The sequence below is a fragment of the Pseudalkalibacillus sp. Hm43 genome (assembly GCF_051842935.1).
Lineage (GTDB): Bacteria > Bacillota > Bacilli > Bacillales > Fictibacillaceae > Pseudalkalibacillus.
This window is the reverse complement of the sequence record NZ_JBPXRR010000003.1, coordinates 49,117-67,874: the sequence shown is the minus strand read 5'-3', so window position 1 is coordinate 67,874 and position 18,758 is coordinate 49,117. Positions and strand designations below refer to the sequence as shown.

The window sequence follows — 18,758 nt, the reverse complement described above, 5'->3', positions numbered from 1 at the left end:
TTTATCAAAGGAACATATGGTCCTGTATTGGGAAAAATGGTAGTTTTGATAGACAATATTTGAGGGGTTTTCGGGTCAATTTTCCCAAGTTTGGGAGGGGGGATATTTTGATAGGACAAAGAATAAGATATTACAGGAAAACAAAAGGCCTCACTCAAGAAGAACTAGCCAAAGGGATTTGCTCCGTCTCTTACCTCAGTAAAATAGAAAACGGCGACGCCAAATCCAGTGAAGACGTCATCCAGCTCTTGTGTGAAAGGCTTGAGATATCTCCAGAAAGCCAAGAACTTGATGTGAACATCCTTGGGATGTTAAATGAATGGAATTATTTAATAATTGTAAGAAAATTTGAAGAGGCAGAAAACCTTCATAATAAAATTAAAGAATACTTACCTTTTATTGAAGATCCTGATTTACTTACCAGATATGATTTATTCCTCATCAGGGATAACTTAGTTAAATATAAAATTAAGGAAGCTACAAGTTTATTAAAAAAAGTAGATAAGCTTCAAGAAATTAGTTCCGATCCTTCAATAAATCTATATTATTTCTACGTTAAAGGACTTCATTCATATCTTATACAAGATTATAAACAAGCTATAACCTTTTTTGAAAGAGGGGAAACATACCTTACTCAGACTCCTCTAAATCAGGTTGAAAAAGGAGTTTATTATTATAGTGTTGCTCTTACACACAGCTACTTGTTCCATAGTACGTCCGTGATGACCTATGCATATAAAGCTCTCGAAATCTTTGACAGAGAGTACCATTTTAGCAGAAGTTCAGACTGTCAAATCCTGCTAGGTATCGCAAATAGGAGAATTAAAAGTTATTCACAGTCTGAATACCATTTTCACCAAGCTTTAAAATTCGCAGAATCATTTAACGATAATAAAAGCTTAGGAATTATTTATCATAATTTAGGGTTTTTATTTTCAAATAAAAATGAGCCTGAATCTGCTATTGAATACTATTTAAAAAGTATCTCAATTAAAGAAAACAATGACCTTAAAAACCTGGCAAGCACATACTTTCTAATAGCCAAAGAGTATTTAAACCTAGGAGATCAAAAGCTGTCATTAAAATGGTTGGATAAAACTAACAAGATATTAGAAAGCGAACCAAATGAAGAGTATCAAATACATGCAGTAATTCTAATGTATCGGTTAGATAATGATTTAGATAAGGATTTTGAAAATTACATTAAAAAAACAGCTATTCCATATTTCAAAGAAAGAAATGTGTTAGAATATGTAAGAGAATACTCTACATTGTTAGCTGACTATTATTACAATAACACTCAGTACAAAAATGCTAGTGAGTTTTATAAACTAGCGTTAATAAATAACAATAAAATTACCTAAAGGGTGTGTGTGATGAAAAAGAAAATTGTTTCAGTATTATTTATAGTCACTCTATCGTTATTAATTATTAGTGGGTTTTCACAACTCAATTACAATACTCCAGTAACTCATGATAACAACCCGCCAGTGAAGTCTGAATATCTTACACATGATAACAACCCGCCTATGAGCATTATTGCTCATGATAATAACCCACCAATGAGTTATAAGTATTACGCACATGATAATAACCCACCAATGAGTTATAAGTATTACGCACATGATAATAATCCGCCACCAATGATAAGACTTTAAAGAAGGCATCCGCCTTCTTTTTTTATCTTATTTATTGTTCATAAAACACGCTTCACTATGATCAGGTTGGATGAATCCTGCTGCCATGAGGAAGCTTTCTGCTGTAGTCAGTCCTACGTGTTTGAAAGTCTTCTGAATGGCTTTTTGCTTTTCAATCGTCTCCTCTGGCAAGGAATCGAAGAAGTTTTTCAGGCTGCCATGTTGTTGAATCAATTCCTTTGCTACATTTGCGTTGTGTATTGTAGCTTCAATCTTCCTTCTATGGCGGACAATCCCCTTATCTTGCAATAACTCTTCCACTTTTTCATGATCGTAATTTTTCACCTGATCAATAGAGAAAGTTTCGAAGGCTTTCCGGAAGTTTTCACGCTTATGTAATATCGTTTTCCAGCTTAGACCGGCTTGAAAAATCTCAAGAGTGAGTGCTTCAAATAATGCATCATCTTCATAAACGGGTTGACCCCACTCCTCATCATGGTAATCGATGAGAAGAGCGTCTTCCTCACACCATTTACATCGCGTCAATTCTTTCGTCTTTTCCATTTCTGAACCCCCGTCCTATATAATATAGATAACAACTTACCCACTTTAACTTTACTTGTTTCTTTAAATAAATTCTATGGTTTCTGAAACGTAATTCATTTGCCCTACGTCTGTAGGTTAAAGAGCGCAAAAAAAGGAGGTCAGCAGGTTGGAAGAATATCAACCGAGGCAACGGTCGAAGATACAGTTGGATAAGATCATCGGACGTTACCCGAAAGAAGAAATCATTGAACATATGATGGATCAATACGGGGAGAAATTAACCCGTCTTGCGTATACGTATGTGAAAGATTGGGGTCGGGCTGAGGACATTGTACAGGATGTCTTCGTCACTTGTTATACGAAAATGGATTCATTTCGCGGTGAATCCTCAGTAAAGACATGGATCTACAGGATCACCATCAACCGGTGCCATGATTACCATCGTACTTGGTCGTTCCGAAACCTTCAATTTACAGATAAAATTTCTCGCTGGATGAAAGGAGACTCCAAAACTCCTGAAAGTGACCTGCTTGCCAAGGATGAGAAGGAAGCCCTGGCCAATCAAGTCCTTTCACTCCCCGTCAAATATCGAGAAATTCTATTGCTGTATTATTTTGAAGAGCTTTCCGTCCAGGAAATCAGCCTAATGCTCTTTATTAATGAATCGACCATTAAAACACGCCTACATCGCGGAAGACAAATGTTGAAAGAAGCTATCTCATCGGAAAGGAGCATGGATGATGGAAGAGCAACTTAAAGATTTGAACAAAACGCTGAATAAAATGTTGTCGACGGAAGATCGATTTACAGAAAAGCAGCGTCAACATATACGAGATAAAATCGCCAAAAAACGTTCTGGTAAATTTTCAACCCTATTTTCCAACTGGAAACCGATCGTGAGTACTGCCGTGACATTGGTGTTATTATTTGCAGTCGCTCAAATGTTGTTTGATAACATCTCTCTGAACGGCGTTAATCATACAAGTGAAAGTGCAGACTCAGCTAAAGAAAGTACCGAGAGTAATTATGCAATGAAAGATGAAGCTCATTCGGGTATGGCTACTGGTGAGGGTTCAGACGTTGCAGAAGGACAGTTAGATAAGGCTGCTGAAGAGAATGCATCTCCACCTCTTGACCCAGAACCAGATGCAGTGGTGCAAGAACCTGTGTTACCTCTTGATGAAAAGCTTATAGAGGTTTATGAACAGCTTAAAGCTTCTCAAAACCAGAAAGCACTCGAAGGACTCGGTGTCTTTGAAGTAATGCAAATTTATTTTCACACCTCAGAAATGGAAGACTACGAGACACAGTATATGTTATTGTATCAAGATCCCGCAGGAGTAATGGTGTCGAAGAAATTATACGCTGATGAAAGAAATAAAGGCCCTGCAGTATCACGGAAGAACTCAAAACTGTTCATTGAAGAACTCAAACAAGTCGATCGGTTTGAGATCATCTACCTCAAACATGACACTGGCAACCCAAGAGCTCGGGTGGCATGGGGACCACAAGGCGAAAATCGAAAGAGCTTTCAACTTATCAGGGATCAACAAAAAGATATTTGGACTGTAATGATGGCACCCATGCAATAAACTGAAAGGCTGAACCGCAACGGTTCAGCCTCTTCTATGTCCATTATTGTGGTGCTACAATCTCAACCTTGATTCTGTCAGGGTCTTCGAAATAGACGGCGTAATAATTAATTCCACCTGCATACGGATGACGATCTTCATAAAGGATCTCGATCCCTTTTTTCTTCAATGCTTTTGTCAGTTGATCCACATGTTCCCTGCTTTCTGCATGAAACGCCAGGTGATTCAACCCGACACGGCATCTGTGGTATGGGACATCCATATACTTCTTCTCGGTCTGGACGAACACGAGATACGAATCGGATAATTTATAACTCTTTCCTTGCTCCCACTTCTGATATTCGGAATATCCCAGCTCCGAGAGCAGCCAGTCCCAGAAATCCAACGACTTCTGAAGGTCGGACACATACAGTTCGATATGGTGGATCAGACCTTTCTTTTTCTTATGGTTCAATTCGGTCACCTCTTTACATTTTCTCCGGTGCCTTTATGCCGAGCAGACGTAATCCTTCTTCCAATACGACAGTGACAACTTTCACTAAATGAAGTCGTCCTGATTGTTCTTCAGCTGTACCTGATAGGATACGAACTTTTCCATAGTATTGGTTGAAGTAACGGGCCAACTCGATGAGATATCGAGAAAGGATGGAGGGTTCATATTCCTTGTAGGCTCGTTCGATTACTCCCGGGAATTTCTCCAACGTAAGGACAAGATCCCATAAGTACGGCTCTTCTACATTATATGGCGCACCATGACCATTCATATCCTTCCATTCGCCTTTATCCAATAAAGTACATGCTCTTGCGTAAGTGTACTGGATATAAGGACCCGTCTCCCCTTCAAAGCGAAGCATCTGTTCAATGTCGAACTCGACATCATTCAAACGCGATTGTCTCAAGTCATTGAAAATGACCGCACCGACACCGACCATCTCCGCAACAGCCTCTTTGTTTTCGAGACTCGGGTTCTTAGTCTCAATGTTTTCTTTAGCCCGCTCGATGGTCTGCTTCAATACTTCTTCAAGCAACACCGTCTTTCCTTTTCGTGTCGACATCTTCTTTCCGTCCTGCAAGATCATCCCGAACGGAATGTGCTTCATATCGTCCGCCCACTCGTATCCTAGCTTCAGAAGCACTTTTTTGACCTGTTCAAAATGGAGGGATTGCTCGTGACCGACAATATAGAGCGATTCTACAAAGTCATACGTATTCTTCCGGTAGTGTGCCGCAGCCAAATCCCGGGTTGCATATAGGGAAGCTCCGTCTTTCTTTTTGATCAATGCGGGTGGAAGATCGAAATCGGAGAGATCGACGACCATCGCTCCTTCGGACTCAACGAGAAGTTTTTTCTCGATCAATTCATCTGCGACTGCCTGCATTTTATCGTTGTAAAAAGATTCTCCATGGTAAGAGTCGAAGGAAACGCCCAACAAGTCATAGATTTTCTGGAATTCCTTTAGTGACTCATCTCGGAACCATTTCCAGAGCTTCGTCGCTTCGACGTCACCGTCCTCGAGCTTTTTGAACCATGCTCTTCCTTCATCATCCAGGCTCGGGTCCTCTTTCGCTTTTTCATGAAATTCGACGTATAGTGCATTCAACTCTTTGATCGGGCTTTGCTTGACTGCTTGTTCATCGCCCCATTTTTCATAGGCTGTCATCAGCTTTCCGAACTGTGTTCCCCAGTCTCCCAAGTGATTGATTCGGACCGGTGAATAACCGTTCTTCTCAGCTAGATTAGCAATCGCGTTTCCGATGACAGTTGAACGCAGGTGTCCCATCGAGAAAGGCTTGGCAATATTCGGAGAGGATAAATCCATCGGAACCGATCCTTTATCTTGTACTGGGGCATTTCCGTAATTCGAGCCTTTCGATAGCACCTCGTTTATGACCTCTGTGGTTACGGTTTTCTTTGGTAAAAATACATTCAAATAAGGGCCTTCAGCCTTGATGGTATCAAATGCTTCTGAGCCTCCCAGCTTCTCCTCAAGCTCTTTTGCGATGTGGACAGGGGATTTTCTCCATTGTTTGGCTAGGATGAAGCAAGGAAAAGCCAGATCTCCCATCGAACGATTTGGAGGGATTTCCAATAGTCGCTTGATCTCCTCCACCGTTTTGTCCTCGATCACTGTCTTTAGTTGTTTAGCTGTATAATCTTGAATCGTCACATCTTCCACTCCCTTTTCTATGACAAATAAAAAACGCCTCTCAATCATATTGAGAGACGAGAATTCCCGCGGTACCACTCTAATTGTCCAATTCTGAAATTGGACCTGCTTGAGCCCCTTTAACGCCAGGGTGCGTCCCATCCTACTTTGTTTTCGGACGAGCTTTTCAGAGGTGCGTTTCAATGACAGGGTCATGCTGGACTTCCACCAACTCCAGCTCGCTTCGATGAACCTTGACATTTACTCTCCTCATCATCAAATTTGGTAATTTTTAATCATTATAGTCAGATTTTGCGTAATACGCAACACCAACGGGTATAGAAAATGGATAAAGGTAATCAGGATGGGTACCGAACTTTTCCATATGATGGAATTTTGCTATCATGGAAAATGATTGAAATGTTCTTGGAACTTTATTCGTTCTTGTTCGTCTATACAGTGAATACCCATTCACATAGATGTCACTGGCAACTGGGAGGTAGCTTTCATGAAAGAAAGAGAACGCTGGTATCAAAACAGCTTTGCTTTTACCGCATTACTGTTATGGATCAAAACATATCTCGTTTATAAATTAAGCTTCAATTTACCTACGATGAACTGGAAACAAGAATTGATTCTGATCATCAATCCTCTAAGTTCTGTCTTATTCACTTTAGCACTCATTTATTTCTTCCCAAAAAGATTCCATAATCGAACGACGTGGATTATCGCGCTCATCTTTTCGATCGTACTCTATGCCAACACATTGTATTATCGATTCTTCAATGACTTCATCACCGTACCCGTGTTATTTCAAACGAATAACGTCGGCGATATCGGAAACAGTTTGATCGCCCAAACGTATTGGTACGACATCTTTTTCTTCTTAGACATTATTTTGATCTTTTATTTTGTAAAGAAAGGGTTCCTTAAGCCTTCCAGCTATACGAAGCGTAGTTTAGTCAAGCTTCTTGCAGTGGCTTCCATATTCTTAACGGTCAATTTGACCCTTGCCGAATCGGAACGCCCACAACTTCTGACGCGTACGTTCGATCGTGAATTGCTCGTGAAGAATCTCGGTACGTACAATTTTCATATATACGACCTTCTTCTCCAATCCAAAACGACTGCCCAAAAAGCACTCGCTGATAATGTTGATGTCGTAGAAGTAAGGAACTATACGGATCAGAAAAAAGTTCCTGCAAACGAGGAGCTATTCGGAATTGCAGAAGGTAAAAATGTCATTTTGATCTCGATGGAGTCGACGCAGCAATTCGTCATCGGTCGAGAAGTTGGCGGTAAAGAAATCACCCCTTTCTTGAACGATTTCATCCAGGAAAGCTACTATTTCGAAAACTTTTACCATCAGACTGGACAAGGAAAAACATCCGATTCGGAATTCCTGTTGGATAATTCCTTATACCCGTTGCCCAGAGGGGCTGTCTTCCAAACGCATCCTCTGAACGAATATTACGCAACCCCTGAGATCATAGAGGACCATGACTATCATAGTGCGGTGTTCCATGGAAACAACAAAAGCTTTTGGAACCGGGACATCATGTACAACACGATGGGCTATGACGAGTTCATTTCTGAGGAGTACTACTCCATCAACGAAAACAATCAAATCAACTACGGTTTGAAGGATAAGCCTTTCTTCGAACAGTCGATGGCGTACTTGAAAGAAATGCCACAACCTTTCTATGCGAGATTCATTACGCTGACCAATCATCATCCATATAAGTATCATGATGAAGATCAGGCGATTCCAACTTTTCAAACGAATGATCCAATCGTAGATCAATATCCAGTAACCGTAAATTATACGGATCAGGCGATTAAACAATTCATTGATCAGTTGAAAAAAGAGAACCTGTATGAGGACTCGATCATCATCATTTATGGAGACCATTATGGTATTTCCGAACGGCATGATAAGGCGATGGCTCAAGTATTGGGCGTGGATGAAATCAGCCCGTTCGATAATGTTCAATTGCAACGCGTGCCATTGATCATCCATATCCCTGGCATGGATGGAGAGACGATTTCTCGCGTCTCTGGTCAGATCGATTTGAAACCGACGATTCTCAACTTGCTCGGCATTGAGGATCAGGGCATCCACTTTGGTACGGATCTTTTCTCAGATGAACATGAAGATATTGCAGTCTTTCGAGATCGAAGTGTCGTAACAGACAGATATGTATGGACATCGGACATGTGCTATGAACGTGAAAGTGGAAAAGAAGTGTCTGTTGAATCATGTCAGGAAGCCAAGGATCAGTTGAAAGAACTGGACTTGTCAGACAGTTTGATTTACGGGGATTTACTACGATTTTCGAATTTTGCCATTGAATAAGAAACTGAACCATAATGAACAGAGCTCGACATAGACTAGTCGGCTCTGTTCTTTTTTAATCTCGCTCACCGGTTTCAGTGGTTATAAGCCCATTTCAGAGATTTTAATCCAAAATGAGCAATTATAGGCCGAAATCGGAAATTATAAGCCAAAATCAGAATTTATAAACCAAATCCTGAAATTATAAGCCAGAATGAAAAAAGCTGACACCAAAAGGACGGTTCAACCCTCCTTTTGATGTCAGCCACATCTTTTAACAATCAATGGGCATTTCCCAGTTTTTAATCCATCCTCTTGCGATCATCGCTTTGGCGAGCCTACCTACGCCGACGAGATAAGCTGCTTCCCGCATTTTCACACTTTTAGCGTTTCTCATATCGTAAACGGCTTTAAACGCTTCCTCCATTTTCTCTTCGAGCTTTTCAATAACTTCGCTTTCTTTCCAGGAGTAGTGCATAGCATTCTGCACCCACTCGAAATAGGAGACCGTCACCCCGCCTGCATTACACAGGATATCAGGAATAACGAAGACTCCCTTATCCTCTAAGATTTTATTTCCTTGCGGTGTCGTCGGTCCGTTTGCAGCTTCTGCCACTATTTTCGCTTTGATCCCCTCTGCATTATCACCAGTGATCTGGTTCTCTAATGCCGCTGGTACTAATATGTCACATTCTAGCGAAAACAGGTTCTCGTTGGACAGATGTTCACTGTCAGGGAATCCTTCCACTGTCCCATTTTCCTCGACAAAATCAATCAATTCCAACACGTTCAAACCATTTGCGTTATAGGCGCCACCTTTTGCATCCGTCACTCCAATAACCTTGACGCCGCTTTCTTCTAAGTACTTCGCTGTAATGGATCCGACGTTTCCGAACCCTTGGATGACAGCGGACATTTTATGAAGATCCATATCCAATCGTTTCGCTGCCTCTCGAATCGTGATGACCACTCCACGGCCAGTCGCTTCGACACGACCTTCAGAGCCACCGATAATCAGCGGTTTTCCTGTAATGAAACCAGGCACATTATGCCCTCTCAGCCGATCGAACTCATCGAGCATCCACCCCATGATCTTCGGACTCGTGTTGACATCCGGGGCCGGGATATCCTTCTCTGGTCCCATAATCGGTTCCAGCTCACGGATGTATCCTCTGCTCAGTTCTTCTATTTCACGTTCGGATAGATCTTCGGGATCGACGATGATGCCGCCTTTTCCTCCACCGAACGGTATACCTACGATCGCTGTTTTCAATGACATCCACATGGAGAGTGCGATGACCTCGTCCTCATCCACACCTGAGTGGAACCTGACTCCCCCTTTCGTAGGTCCGAGAATGTCTGTATGTTGAGCCCGGATTCCTGTGTAGTTTACGACATCTCCATTATCTCTCCTCACAGGTATGGAAACCTTCATGATACGTTTCGGTTTTTTTAATATGTCATAGACACCTTCTTGTAGATCGAGTGTCTGGGTCGCTCTTTCAATTAAGCGCTGAGCAATATGGTACGGATTGGTGATTTCAGCGCCATCCTTCTCTTCTTTTGCTGGCATTTCAGACTTCACTTTGCCAGACAATTCTTTGACCAGGTCCTCATCTACCAGGTCTTTCAAATCATTAATGTCTTCGATGCTTTTGTTTGCTGACATCTGACAACCTCCCATTTTGACAGTACTTAATACCTATGTTTCCTATCTGTATCCTCACGAAACCTCAGTCGACTTCTTTGAGGTTAGTATAACCTCAGAGGAACAATTTCAACTCAGCATGATGTTTGTCGACAGGTACCACTTCACTCTAACTACTACCAAACGCTTAGTATTAATTCCAAATACCTATTAAACAATCGGGGAAACTGTGTCGATATGAAAGGTAACGATAAGAGATTTTTGACACATTTGACCTGATCGAGATTTAGTCAACATTGAGATATTCTAGAATGATTTAAAGTGAGGATGACCTTTATATGGATAAAGCTTCAGTGATCGGTATTTTTCTTGGGGTAATTGCGATAGGTGTAGGTATGGTGCTGAAAGGAGTAAATCCTACGGCATTATTCAATCCGGCGGCATTGCTGATCATTTTTGCAGGAACGGCTGCATCCGTGTTGATCGCGTTTCCACTGAACGAAATCAAGAAACTACCGAAATTATTTAAGATTCTGTTTACCGATAAAAAAACAACAACCGTTGAGGAACTTGTCCCTATTTTTGCAGAATGGGCAACGATTGCAAGAAAAGAAGGCCTTCTTGCATTGGAAGCACACGCTGATGACATTGACGATCCTTTTTTGAAAAACGGGATGAAAATGGTCATTGACGGTCAGACCCCTGAGTTCATCAGGGATGTAATGGTTGAAGACCTTGCAGCGATGGAGGAACGTCACGAAAGTTCAGCTGCCATCTTCACTCAAGCCGGTACGTATGCACCAACACTCGGTGTTCTCGGTGCCGTTGTAGGTCTGATTGCAGCACTTGGAAACCTGGATGACATCGAAGCGCTTGGACATGCCATTGCTGCAGCGTTCATCGCGACCTTGTTCGGAATTTTTACAGGGTATGTCTTGTGGCACCCTTTTGCGAATAAGTTGAAACGTAAATCCAAGCAAGAAGTAATGGTCAAACAGGTAATGGTGGAAGGGATCCTGTCCATTCAGGACGGGGCATCTCCAAGAGTCATTGAAGATAAGTTGAAGATCTACATTCCAGCGAACCAAAGGAATGCCGAAGCTCCTGTGTTACAGCAGGAAGGAGAGGGGATCAATGCTTAAAACCCGGAAAAAGAAAAAAGAAGAACACATCGATGAATCCTGGCTCATCCCCTATGCAGATATGCTGACATTGCTGTTGGCCCTCTTCATCGTCTTGTTTGCGGTGAGTACGGTTGACGCTGCGAAATTTGAGAATATGGCCAATTCATTCAAAAGTGCCTTGAACGGCGGAACTGGTCCACTGGATTATACAAGTCCAGTCAGTATCGTTGAACAGACTTCGATTCCGACGAGCGAAAATGCATTAATACCGACAGATGACAGAAAAACGAACGGCGAACTGGATCAACTGCAATTACAGGAAATCAAAGAACGAATTGATGATTATATTGAAGCAAACGATCTGAACAAAAGCTTGAAAACGACGCTTACAGAGAGTGGACTGATCATCACCATACTGGACAAAGCATTGTTCGACTCCGGGAGTGCTGAGATCAAAGAAGGTGCTTTAAACCTGGCAAAGGAAATCTCTCAATTATTAGTGACAGATCCTCCTCGACAGATCGTCATCGCTGGGCATACAGACGATATCCCGATCAAAAACACCAACTTCCGCTCCAACTGGGAGTTGAGTGCGCAACGTTCCATCAACTTCATGGAACTTCTGCTTCAGAACAATCAGCTCGACCCTACGAAATTCAGTCAGGCAGGATATGGTGAATACCAACCAGTCGCGTCAAATGACACACCTGAAGGACGCGCGAAGAACAGACGAGTGGAAGTGAAGATTCTTCCTTTCAATGCACAATAAGCACAAGTAAAGGGCTCCCCCTAGCGGAGAGCCCTTTTTTGTATGTTCAATTATGGTCGAATCACATTTGGTGCTTTCAAAACAGGTAACGTACCACTCAATTGATAAGGTCCGATTTGTTCAATTGGTGCATTGATGAAATCCACTTGTTCATAGCCAAATTGATTAGCCGCCATGAGGATAGACTCCAGCATCGCAACAAATTTCATGTTGTCTTCAAGTGTCGTCCCTTCCGAAAATTCGATGGTAACCTTCTTTCCGTCTTCAGTGATTTCTTTGAAGAAGACGTTCTCTAGTATCGTCTCTTGGTAGCCAAAGCCTTCCATATCTTTGCTCATCCAATGCAGTGCATCTTCAAACGTCCTTAGTTGTACATCTCCATTCAACTGTATCCCATTGACGAGCAGCAACGTGCCTGTATCGGTAAGGATTGCGCTGACCCCTTTTTCGGGTGCACTCACTTCAATGGTTTCAATCGAACCTAAATGGGAGAAATCATATCCGTTCTCACCTTCAGTTTTAAATGTAATGTAGTCATAACCTAAGCTATGCGCAGTGCCCTTGACTGTATTGACAAAAATACGTTCGCCAGTAGATCCTTGAATTGCACCCGACTTTATATCGACCACAAACGTATTATTTGGGTATTCTAACAGGTTTACACTTGCTAATCCTGACTCCGATAATCCTAGTTCTTGTGAAGAAATCGATGATAGAGCCTGCTGCAATGCTTCTACTCTAGATAACTCTTTCTCAGCCAGGAAAGATACTGGCACGACGCCCATTGCTTCCTGATCCGGATAGTAGGTGGTAACCACTTGTTTATCCTCTGGAACCTCCGTTATCCCTGCATGATATTTAAACTCTTCTTCCACTTGCGCATACGGCACTACTTCGGAAGTATCCGCTGCCTCTTCTGTCGGTTCGGCAGGTTCCACTTGCTCAGAAACCGGTGCTTCTTTCTCATCTGGTGATTTTGTGCTTGTTGAAAGTGCCGAGCCATTTTCTTCTTGCGAAATCTCACCTTTTGGAAGATCGAATTGGTCCATGATTGTCGGAGATATGATGGCTGCTATCGCTAAAATACAGGCAGCCGCTAAAACAGGCATGAATCGAAACGGTTTCGCCTTTTTCTCTGATTCTTCTTGTCCCATTTTATTTTGAATTTGATCGAACAACTCCTCTTTAGATCTTGAGTCTTCCACTTTCGGGAATTCTCGGAGAGTTTGTATGATCTTTTCCTCATTCCATTTAGATTGTCCCATTTGACAATTCTTCCTCCTTCTTGCTGTCGTCAAGGATTCCTTTCAATGTCTTCAGTGTCCGATGTTGGACGGTTTTGACTTTCCCTTCTGTCCAACCCATGATGGACGCTGATTCACGAATTGAAAACCCATGGATGTATCGCAACAGAATCAGTTCTCTATGCTCAGTCTTGCACTGTTCTAAGGCTGTGTATAATTGTTTCACGGACTCATTCTGCTCTATGATTTCATCCGGAAGACGATCTGGATGCACCAACTGATCCTTTCTGTCATCTATGTTGAAAACACCAAAGAATGTCTTACTCTGTCGCTTTGATTTCCGTATGTGATCAATGGCCACATTACGCGCGATGGAAAACAGCCAAGTCTTTTCACTGCTGTCCCCTTTGAACTTGTCATAGGAATGCATGACTTTGATGTAGACATCCTGTACAAGTTCCTCAGCTGTATCCCGGTCTCGTAACATGTAGATCAAGAACTGATATAGTGACTGGTGATAGTCAACATATAACCGGTTAAATATGTGTTCCACCACGATTTTCTCCCCCTCTTACCTACTTAGTCGTTTTTCTCAGAAAAAAGTTTCAAATACGGAATTTTCATTTATAGGACATTTTTTATATTTACGGATTAAAAACATTTCGTTTCTTCTAGTATCGCATAGTTTTACAAATTTTTGGTAACCGTAAAACTAAATAGGTCTGCACTCTTGAAAGGGGGGATATGTGATGTTTAAGTGGCTGAAAAAAACCAACAAAAACACAAATGAAGAGCCAGCAACCCTTTCGGACCTTTTTGATTTAGCCCGTAACTCCGAGGATTTTGTTCATTATGAACTCGTTAATATACACGGCTCTGTTTGGATTTCTTATTTAAAGACGCTTGTGGATATCGAAACTTTACATCGCGATGTCTTACCTTATTTACAACAAAACAACCTGAAATCCCTACAGGAAATCAAAGGCTACATACCGATCGAGGGCATGGAAGTTACGAAAGATGTAACAAAAATAAAACGGCACTTCCTGAAAGGTTACATCATCATTCAATTACGCCAGAAGAGCGATGAATGTCTTCTGATCAAGGCGTTATCCAGCTCTACTCGTGAGGTTGCAGCACCCGAGATTGAATTCAGTGTCTTGGGACCGAAAGAAGCATTTGTAGAATCACTCGACACGAATATCCACTTGATTCGAAAAAGGTTGCCCGACATTCATCTGAACGCAAAAGAAATCAAAGTCGGGACAAGGTCCCACACACGGATCAACATTCTATATGTATCAACGGTAGCAAATGAAGAAAACGTACAAACCGTTATCCAAAGAATTGAAAACATAGAGTTCGATCAGATCAGCGACAGCTCATTCATCACTCAACTGATTGCAGACAACCAAAATTCGCCCTTCCCACAGCTGATTGATACGGAAAGACCCGACCGAGTGGCTTCTGTCTTAGGTGAAGGTAAGGTCGCCATTGTGGTAGACGGTTCCCCACAGGTTTTGATTGGTCCAACGAACCTGTTGGAGTTCTTCTCTGCTTTCGAGGATTATTTCTTGAATTGGCATCTTGCGACAACTTTCCGTCTTATCCGGATGTTTTCGGTATTTTTCTCTGTACTGGCAACACCGATCTATGTTGCTGTCATGACCTTTCACTATGAGCTGATTCCAAAAGATTTGCTCAGTACATTGATTACCTCCAGGAGCACGGTGCCGTTTCCACCCATATTGGAAGCCCTCATTTTGGAGCTCACAATTGAACTTTTACGTGAGGCAGGAGCAAGACTGCCGACCAAGGTCGGTCAGACCATCGGTATCGTAGGAGGTATCGTAATCGGGACGGCGTCCGTTGAAGCAGGTCTGACGAGTAACGTTCTACTCATTATCGTCGCATTATCTGCTCTCGCTTCCTTTACGACTCCCGTCTACAAGATGGGTAATACAATTCGACTGATTCGCTTTCCGTTTCTCTTTTTCGCGCAATTATGGGGTTTGTTAGGAATTGTCATCTGCTTCTGTTTTGTATTGGTCCATTTATTAAGGCTTGAATCACTTGGGCGACCTTATTTGCAGCCCTTATTCCCTCCCCGCATTGCAGATTTCAAAGATACCATCGTACGATTACCTTTTGCTTCACAATCGTTGAGGCCTGTCAATTTGCAGACTCAACAAACGAAACGGTTCGATAAGAAGAAAGCAAAGAGTAAAAATGACATCGACGAATGATGGAAGGAGCATTGTATGAGTACATCAATCAAAGATCGATTCCTTGTGTCGGCTGGCTTAGCTTTCTTTTTGACTCATACCATGCAAATCGGAATCGGGGTATTAGGATATGAACGTTATATCGCCCGTGATGCTGGGTATGATTCCTGGTTGTCCATCATCCTTACGAGTATCACGATCCACATCATCCTTTGGATGATGTATACCATGATGAATAAGGAAAAGGGAGATTTAATCTCTATTCACAGAAGGGCATTTGGAAAATGGATAGGAAACTTCTTCAGCTTTCTATTTGCCCTCTATTTTTTAGCGTTAGGAATTACAGTTCTACGAAGTTATATAGAAACCGTCCAAGTATGGATGTTTCCCAACTTGAATTTATATTGGTTTTTATTTGTATTTTTACTACTCACTTATTACACAATTTCCGGTGGATTCCGTGTTGTAACAGGAGTGGCTTTCTTTGGAGTCCTCATCCCATCCTTCCTTATATTCTTTTTATACTACCCGTTTCGTTACGGAGATTGGAATTTTATTTTTCCTGTTATGAACCATTCGGTAAAAGAAATTTTCCTTTCATCTAAGGTAGCCGTATTGGAGTATATCGGTTTCGAGGTTCTGCTTATGATCTATCCATTTATCAAAAACGGGGAGAAATCACAGAAATGGGCCCAACTGGGGATCCTCTTTTCTACTTTCATCTATGTTGCGGTAGCCCTGGCTTCATTCATTTATTTCAGTGAGGAACAATTGCAGCGGATGATATGGGCGACATTAAGCATGTTCAAAATCGTGGAGTTTCCTTTCGTCGAACGATTTGAATATATCGCAATCGCCACTTGGGCGCTCATCATTTTCCCGAATGTCTGTATTGCCTTTTGGTGTTCAAGCAGAGCCGTAAAACGCCTTGCACCCTTTAGACAGCGCTGGGTCTTAATCGTGATGTTGTTGATTGCATACGTGATCAATATCGGCCTAGAAGATCGAAAATATATTGATATGTTCATCAACGGCATTTCTAAAAGCGGATTATACATCCTCTATTTTTATATCCCTTTCTTGTTTCTCGTTTTCCATATCCGTTTCAAAAGGAGTGCGACCAAATAATGAAAACCTTACTTGTCCTTCTTTCATGTGTAACTCTCCTAGGGTGTTCAACCAGTCCAAAGGTACTTGATGATATCACATTGGTCACCTTTGTAGGCTATGATTTAGTTGAAGATCGAGATGATAAGATTGAAGCAACAATTGCAACACCCATTTTTGAAGCTGAAGGTAAAATTCGGAATGAATTTTTCACGTCTGAAGGAGAATTTGGGAAGGATCTTGAAAAACATTTCATGTTAAACACACCTAAACCTGTAGGAAACGGAAAGCTTGAAGTAGCCATTTTCGGAGAGGCTTTTGCAAGACAAGGGGTAATGGAAGCTACAGATGTAGCCCAGCGTGACCCGAGTGTTAGTTCAAACTTGAAATTAGCTGTATATGATGGGAAGGTCAGAGATTTTGTCAAACAGCAGACTCTCCAAAATAATGATTTGGGTATTTATGTATCTAAGATCATTGAACACAACATGCAATCTGAGACAATCCCTAAAACAAACATCCATCTATTCTTTCAGTCATTTTATGCTGAAGGAATAGATCCGTTTTTACCGTTGATCGCTCTCGATAAAGGCCAAATCAAATTAAAAGGACTTGCTTTATTTAAAGATGATGAATATGTAACGAGTATCGACGAAGACATCTTATATCGATTTACAATGTTACAAGAACCTGTAAGAAGTGGGAATTTAATTATTAAACTTGAGAATCTAGAAGCTGGTGTCTCATTGTCACATATTAAATCTGAACGAAAGGTGAAGATTTCCGGCACAGCAGAAGCACCAAAGATTACGTTTCATCTCACTCTAAAAGGTTTCATCAATGAGTATTATGGAAACGTAAAAGGTATCGAAAAACAGATCAAAAAGGTTGAGGTGGAGATTGATAAACAACTTAAAAAAGAACTGGAAACCATGATTACATTCTTTCAAGAAAACAATGTGGATCCAGTAGGATTTGGAAAAAAAGCCAAAGCCCATTTCCGCAACTGGGATCATAAAAAGTGGCAGGAAGTTTATCCCGAATTGGATGTGAAAGTTATAGTCAAAACGAACATCATCGAATCTGGGGTCATCCGGTAAACATAATGTGAAGGAGATTGGTTCAAACTAACGTTATCCTCTTCTTGGAGGTGAAACGAATGGAGCGTAAAGACAAAAATCCATCCATCGAGGGAACTTTACCCCATCAAGCCAACGCCCCGATTTTCAATCAGGTCGACCAGAATGAAAGACAACCGTTTGTGAATGAATATGGTGTGACAATCGGTGATAGTCACTACGAATCCGACAATTCACCTCTCCAAAACTGGAGTGATGATGTCGATCCGTCCATCATGTCTGGAGATCAGTGGGTCCATCCTTATAATGATATAGGGTGGAATTCATCTGAAAACCGTGAGCTTGCAGAAAAGAATCAAGTACCGAACGGAAGTCCGTTCATGCATCCGACCAAGGATGTCAGCTACGCCCGCGACTAATCATTTCATAAAAAAGAGGCCGACTAAGTGTCAGCCTCTTTTCCATTAGAAACCGTATATGGTCATTCCGCCATCGACGAATAAGGTTTGTCCCGTTACATAGGAAGATGCATCTGATGCTAAGAATACCGCAGGACCGACCAATTCCGGCAGTTCTCCGACCCGATTTAAAGGTGTTCGAGAGAGGATGTCGTTCAAGTATTTTTCATCAGATAATAGATTTTCTGTCAATGGTGTCTTGAAATACCAGGGACCAATCGAATTTACCTGAATCCCATACTCTCCCCACTCCAGTGCCAGATTTTTCGTCATCTGGATCATAGCTGCTTTCGTTGCCGCGTAAACGACGCCTGTTCTTAAAGCTGTCGTGCCGGCAACAGATGCAATATTGATGATTCGACCTCCACCACTTTCTTTCATATGGACGCCGAATTTCTGTGATAGTTGGAATGCAGAGCGGAGATTCGTATCCATGATGGACTGCCATTCCTCTTCCGTGACTTCAAATGCAGGAGTCCGGATATTCATCCCGGCATTGTTCACAAGGATATCCACCTGCCCGTGATCATTGATGACGTTCTTCACAACACGATCCAGCTGATCTGCATCGGTCACATCAGTCGGGTAAATATGAGCTTGCCGTCCATGTTGACGGATTTCTTCAGCTGTTTGCTCTAAGTCCGATTCTGTCCTTGAAAGCAGGACAACATCTGCGCCTGCTTCAGCATAGCCGATTGCAATTGCCTTTCCGATCCCTCTCCCTGCACCTGTAACCACTGCGAGCTTTTCGTCCAATCGAAAGCTTGGTAACACCGTCAAAGATAACGCCTCCATCCATATAAAAAAGTCAGGTCATTCTTTACTTCAGCTTACACCATGTAGATGG

Annotated in this window: 18 protein-coding genes and 1 other annotated feature; of the genes, 11 read left to right on the top strand and 7 right to left on the bottom strand. The window is 41.8% G+C overall.

Annotated features, from left to right (window positions below):
• Window positions 1-107: 107 nt before the first annotated feature.
• Complete coding sequence (locus tag ACSVDE_RS17900; protein WP_439302330.1) at window positions 108-1,364, top strand: helix-turn-helix domain-containing protein; 1,257 nt, start codon at window positions 108-110, stop codon at window positions 1,362-1,364.
• A gap of 12 nt (window positions 1,365-1,376) precedes the next feature.
• A complete protein-coding gene (locus tag ACSVDE_RS17895) occupies window positions 1,377-1,658 on the top strand; it encodes a hypothetical protein (protein WP_439302329.1) in 282 nt (93 codons plus the stop codon).
• A gap of 27 nt (window positions 1,659-1,685) precedes the next feature.
• On the opposite strand, the gene ACSVDE_RS17890 is transcribed toward ACSVDE_RS17895, so the two are convergent.
• Entirely contained in the window at window positions 1,686-2,201 is a 516-nt protein-coding gene (locus ACSVDE_RS17890; RefSeq protein WP_439302328.1) for a DNA-3-methyladenine glycosylase I, read from the bottom strand.
• A 148-nt stretch (window positions 2,202-2,349) separates the two neighbouring features.
• Between ACSVDE_RS17890 and ACSVDE_RS17885 the strand changes: the two genes are divergently transcribed.
• Both ACSVDE_RS17885 and ACSVDE_RS17880 read left to right on the top strand, forming a co-directional pair.
• Complete coding sequence (locus ACSVDE_RS17885) at window positions 2,350-2,940, top strand: sigma-70 family RNA polymerase sigma factor (RefSeq protein WP_439302327.1); 591 nt, start codon at window positions 2,350-2,352, stop codon at window positions 2,938-2,940.
• Window positions 2,924-3,775 carry a hypothetical protein gene (locus ACSVDE_RS17880; protein ID WP_439302326.1) on the top strand — a complete coding sequence of 284 codons (852 nt, stop codon included), beginning with the start codon at window positions 2,924-2,926 and terminating at the stop codon, window positions 3,773-3,775. Before ACSVDE_RS17885 ends, ACSVDE_RS17880 begins: the two co-directional genes overlap by 17 nt.
• Before the next feature lie 43 nt (window positions 3,776-3,818).
• Here the strand turns inward: ACSVDE_RS17880 and ACSVDE_RS17875 are convergent, their stop codons facing one another.
• Window positions 3,819-4,229 carry a VOC family protein gene (locus ACSVDE_RS17875; protein ID WP_439302325.1) on the bottom strand — a complete coding sequence of 137 codons (411 nt, stop codon included), beginning with the start codon at window positions 4,227-4,229 and terminating at the stop codon, window positions 3,819-3,821.
• 13 nt (window positions 4,230-4,242) lie between these two features.
• Window positions 4,243-5,943, bottom strand: coding sequence for an arginine--tRNA ligase (gene argS / locus ACSVDE_RS17870; protein ID WP_439302324.1), 1,701 nt, complete (start codon window positions 5,941-5,943; stop codon window positions 4,243-4,245).
• A gap of 49 nt (window positions 5,944-5,992) precedes the next feature.
• Window positions 5,993-6,208 (bottom strand) — a binding site (T-box leader).
• Between the two features lie 222 nt (window positions 6,209-6,430).
• Between argS and ACSVDE_RS17865 the strand changes: the two genes are divergently transcribed.
• A complete protein-coding gene (locus ACSVDE_RS17865) occupies window positions 6,431-8,278 on the top strand; it encodes an LTA synthase family protein (protein WP_439302323.1) in 1,848 nt (615 codons plus the stop codon).
• A gap of 253 nt (window positions 8,279-8,531) precedes the next feature.
• Here the strand turns inward: ACSVDE_RS17865 and ACSVDE_RS17860 are convergent, their stop codons facing one another.
• Window positions 8,532-9,830 (bottom strand): Glu/Leu/Phe/Val family dehydrogenase, encoded by a 1,299-nt coding sequence (locus ACSVDE_RS17860; protein WP_439302351.1) that lies wholly within the window; start codon window positions 9,828-9,830, stop codon window positions 8,532-8,534.
• A gap of 413 nt (window positions 9,831-10,243) precedes the next feature.
• Between ACSVDE_RS17860 and motA the strand changes: the two genes are divergently transcribed.
• Both motA and motB read left to right on the top strand, forming a co-directional pair.
• Window positions 10,244-11,047, top strand: coding sequence for a flagellar motor stator protein MotA (motA, locus tag ACSVDE_RS17855; protein ID WP_439302322.1), 804 nt, complete (start codon window positions 10,244-10,246; stop codon window positions 11,045-11,047).
• Window positions 11,040-11,798, top strand: coding sequence for a flagellar motor protein MotB (gene motB / locus ACSVDE_RS17850; protein ID WP_439302321.1), 759 nt, complete (start codon window positions 11,040-11,042; stop codon window positions 11,796-11,798). Before motA ends, motB begins: the two co-directional genes overlap by 8 nt.
• A gap of 50 nt (window positions 11,799-11,848) precedes the next feature.
• On the opposite strand, the gene ACSVDE_RS17845 is transcribed toward motB, so the two are convergent.
• Both ACSVDE_RS17845 and ACSVDE_RS17840 read right to left on the bottom strand, forming a co-directional pair.
• Entirely contained in the window at window positions 11,849-13,063 is a 1,215-nt protein-coding gene (locus ACSVDE_RS17845; RefSeq protein WP_439302320.1) for a hypothetical protein, read from the bottom strand.
• Window positions 13,050-13,598 (bottom strand): sigma-70 family RNA polymerase sigma factor, encoded by a 549-nt coding sequence (locus ACSVDE_RS17840; protein ID WP_439302319.1) that lies wholly within the window; start codon window positions 13,596-13,598, stop codon window positions 13,050-13,052. Before ACSVDE_RS17840 ends, ACSVDE_RS17845 begins: the two co-directional genes overlap by 14 nt.
• Window positions 13,599-13,791: 193 nt before the next feature.
• Between ACSVDE_RS17840 and ACSVDE_RS17835 the strand changes: the two genes are divergently transcribed.
• From ACSVDE_RS17835 to ACSVDE_RS17820, 4 genes are read left to right on the top strand one after another with little or no spacing between them, the layout of a single operon-like run.
• Window positions 13,792-15,288 (top strand): spore germination protein, encoded by a 1,497-nt coding sequence (locus tag ACSVDE_RS17835; RefSeq protein ID WP_439302318.1) that lies wholly within the window; start codon window positions 13,792-13,794, stop codon window positions 15,286-15,288.
• A gap of 15 nt (window positions 15,289-15,303) precedes the next feature.
• Window positions 15,304-16,395: a GerAB/ArcD/ProY family transporter gene (locus ACSVDE_RS17830; RefSeq protein ID WP_439302317.1), complete on the top strand. Its 1,092-nt coding sequence runs from the start codon at window positions 15,304-15,306 to the stop codon at window positions 16,393-16,395.
• The gene (locus tag ACSVDE_RS17825) at window positions 16,395-17,474 is read left to right on the top strand and encodes a Ger(x)C family spore germination protein (RefSeq protein WP_439302316.1); all 1,080 of its coding nucleotides are present in this window, start codon (window positions 16,395-16,397) and stop codon (window positions 17,472-17,474) included. The genes ACSVDE_RS17830 and ACSVDE_RS17825 overlap by 1 nt, the downstream gene beginning before the upstream one ends.
• Window positions 17,475-17,533: 59 nt before the next feature.
• The gene (locus tag ACSVDE_RS17820; protein WP_439302315.1) at window positions 17,534-17,872 is read left to right on the top strand and encodes a DUF3905 domain-containing protein; all 339 of its coding nucleotides are present in this window, start codon (window positions 17,534-17,536) and stop codon (window positions 17,870-17,872) included.
• A 45-nt stretch (window positions 17,873-17,917) separates the two neighbouring features.
• On the opposite strand, the gene ACSVDE_RS17815 is transcribed toward ACSVDE_RS17820, so the two are convergent.
• Complete coding sequence (locus tag ACSVDE_RS17815) at window positions 17,918-18,691, bottom strand: SDR family NAD(P)-dependent oxidoreductase (RefSeq protein ID WP_439302314.1); 774 nt, start codon at window positions 18,689-18,691, stop codon at window positions 17,918-17,920.
• Window positions 18,692-18,758: the final 67 nt, after the last annotated feature.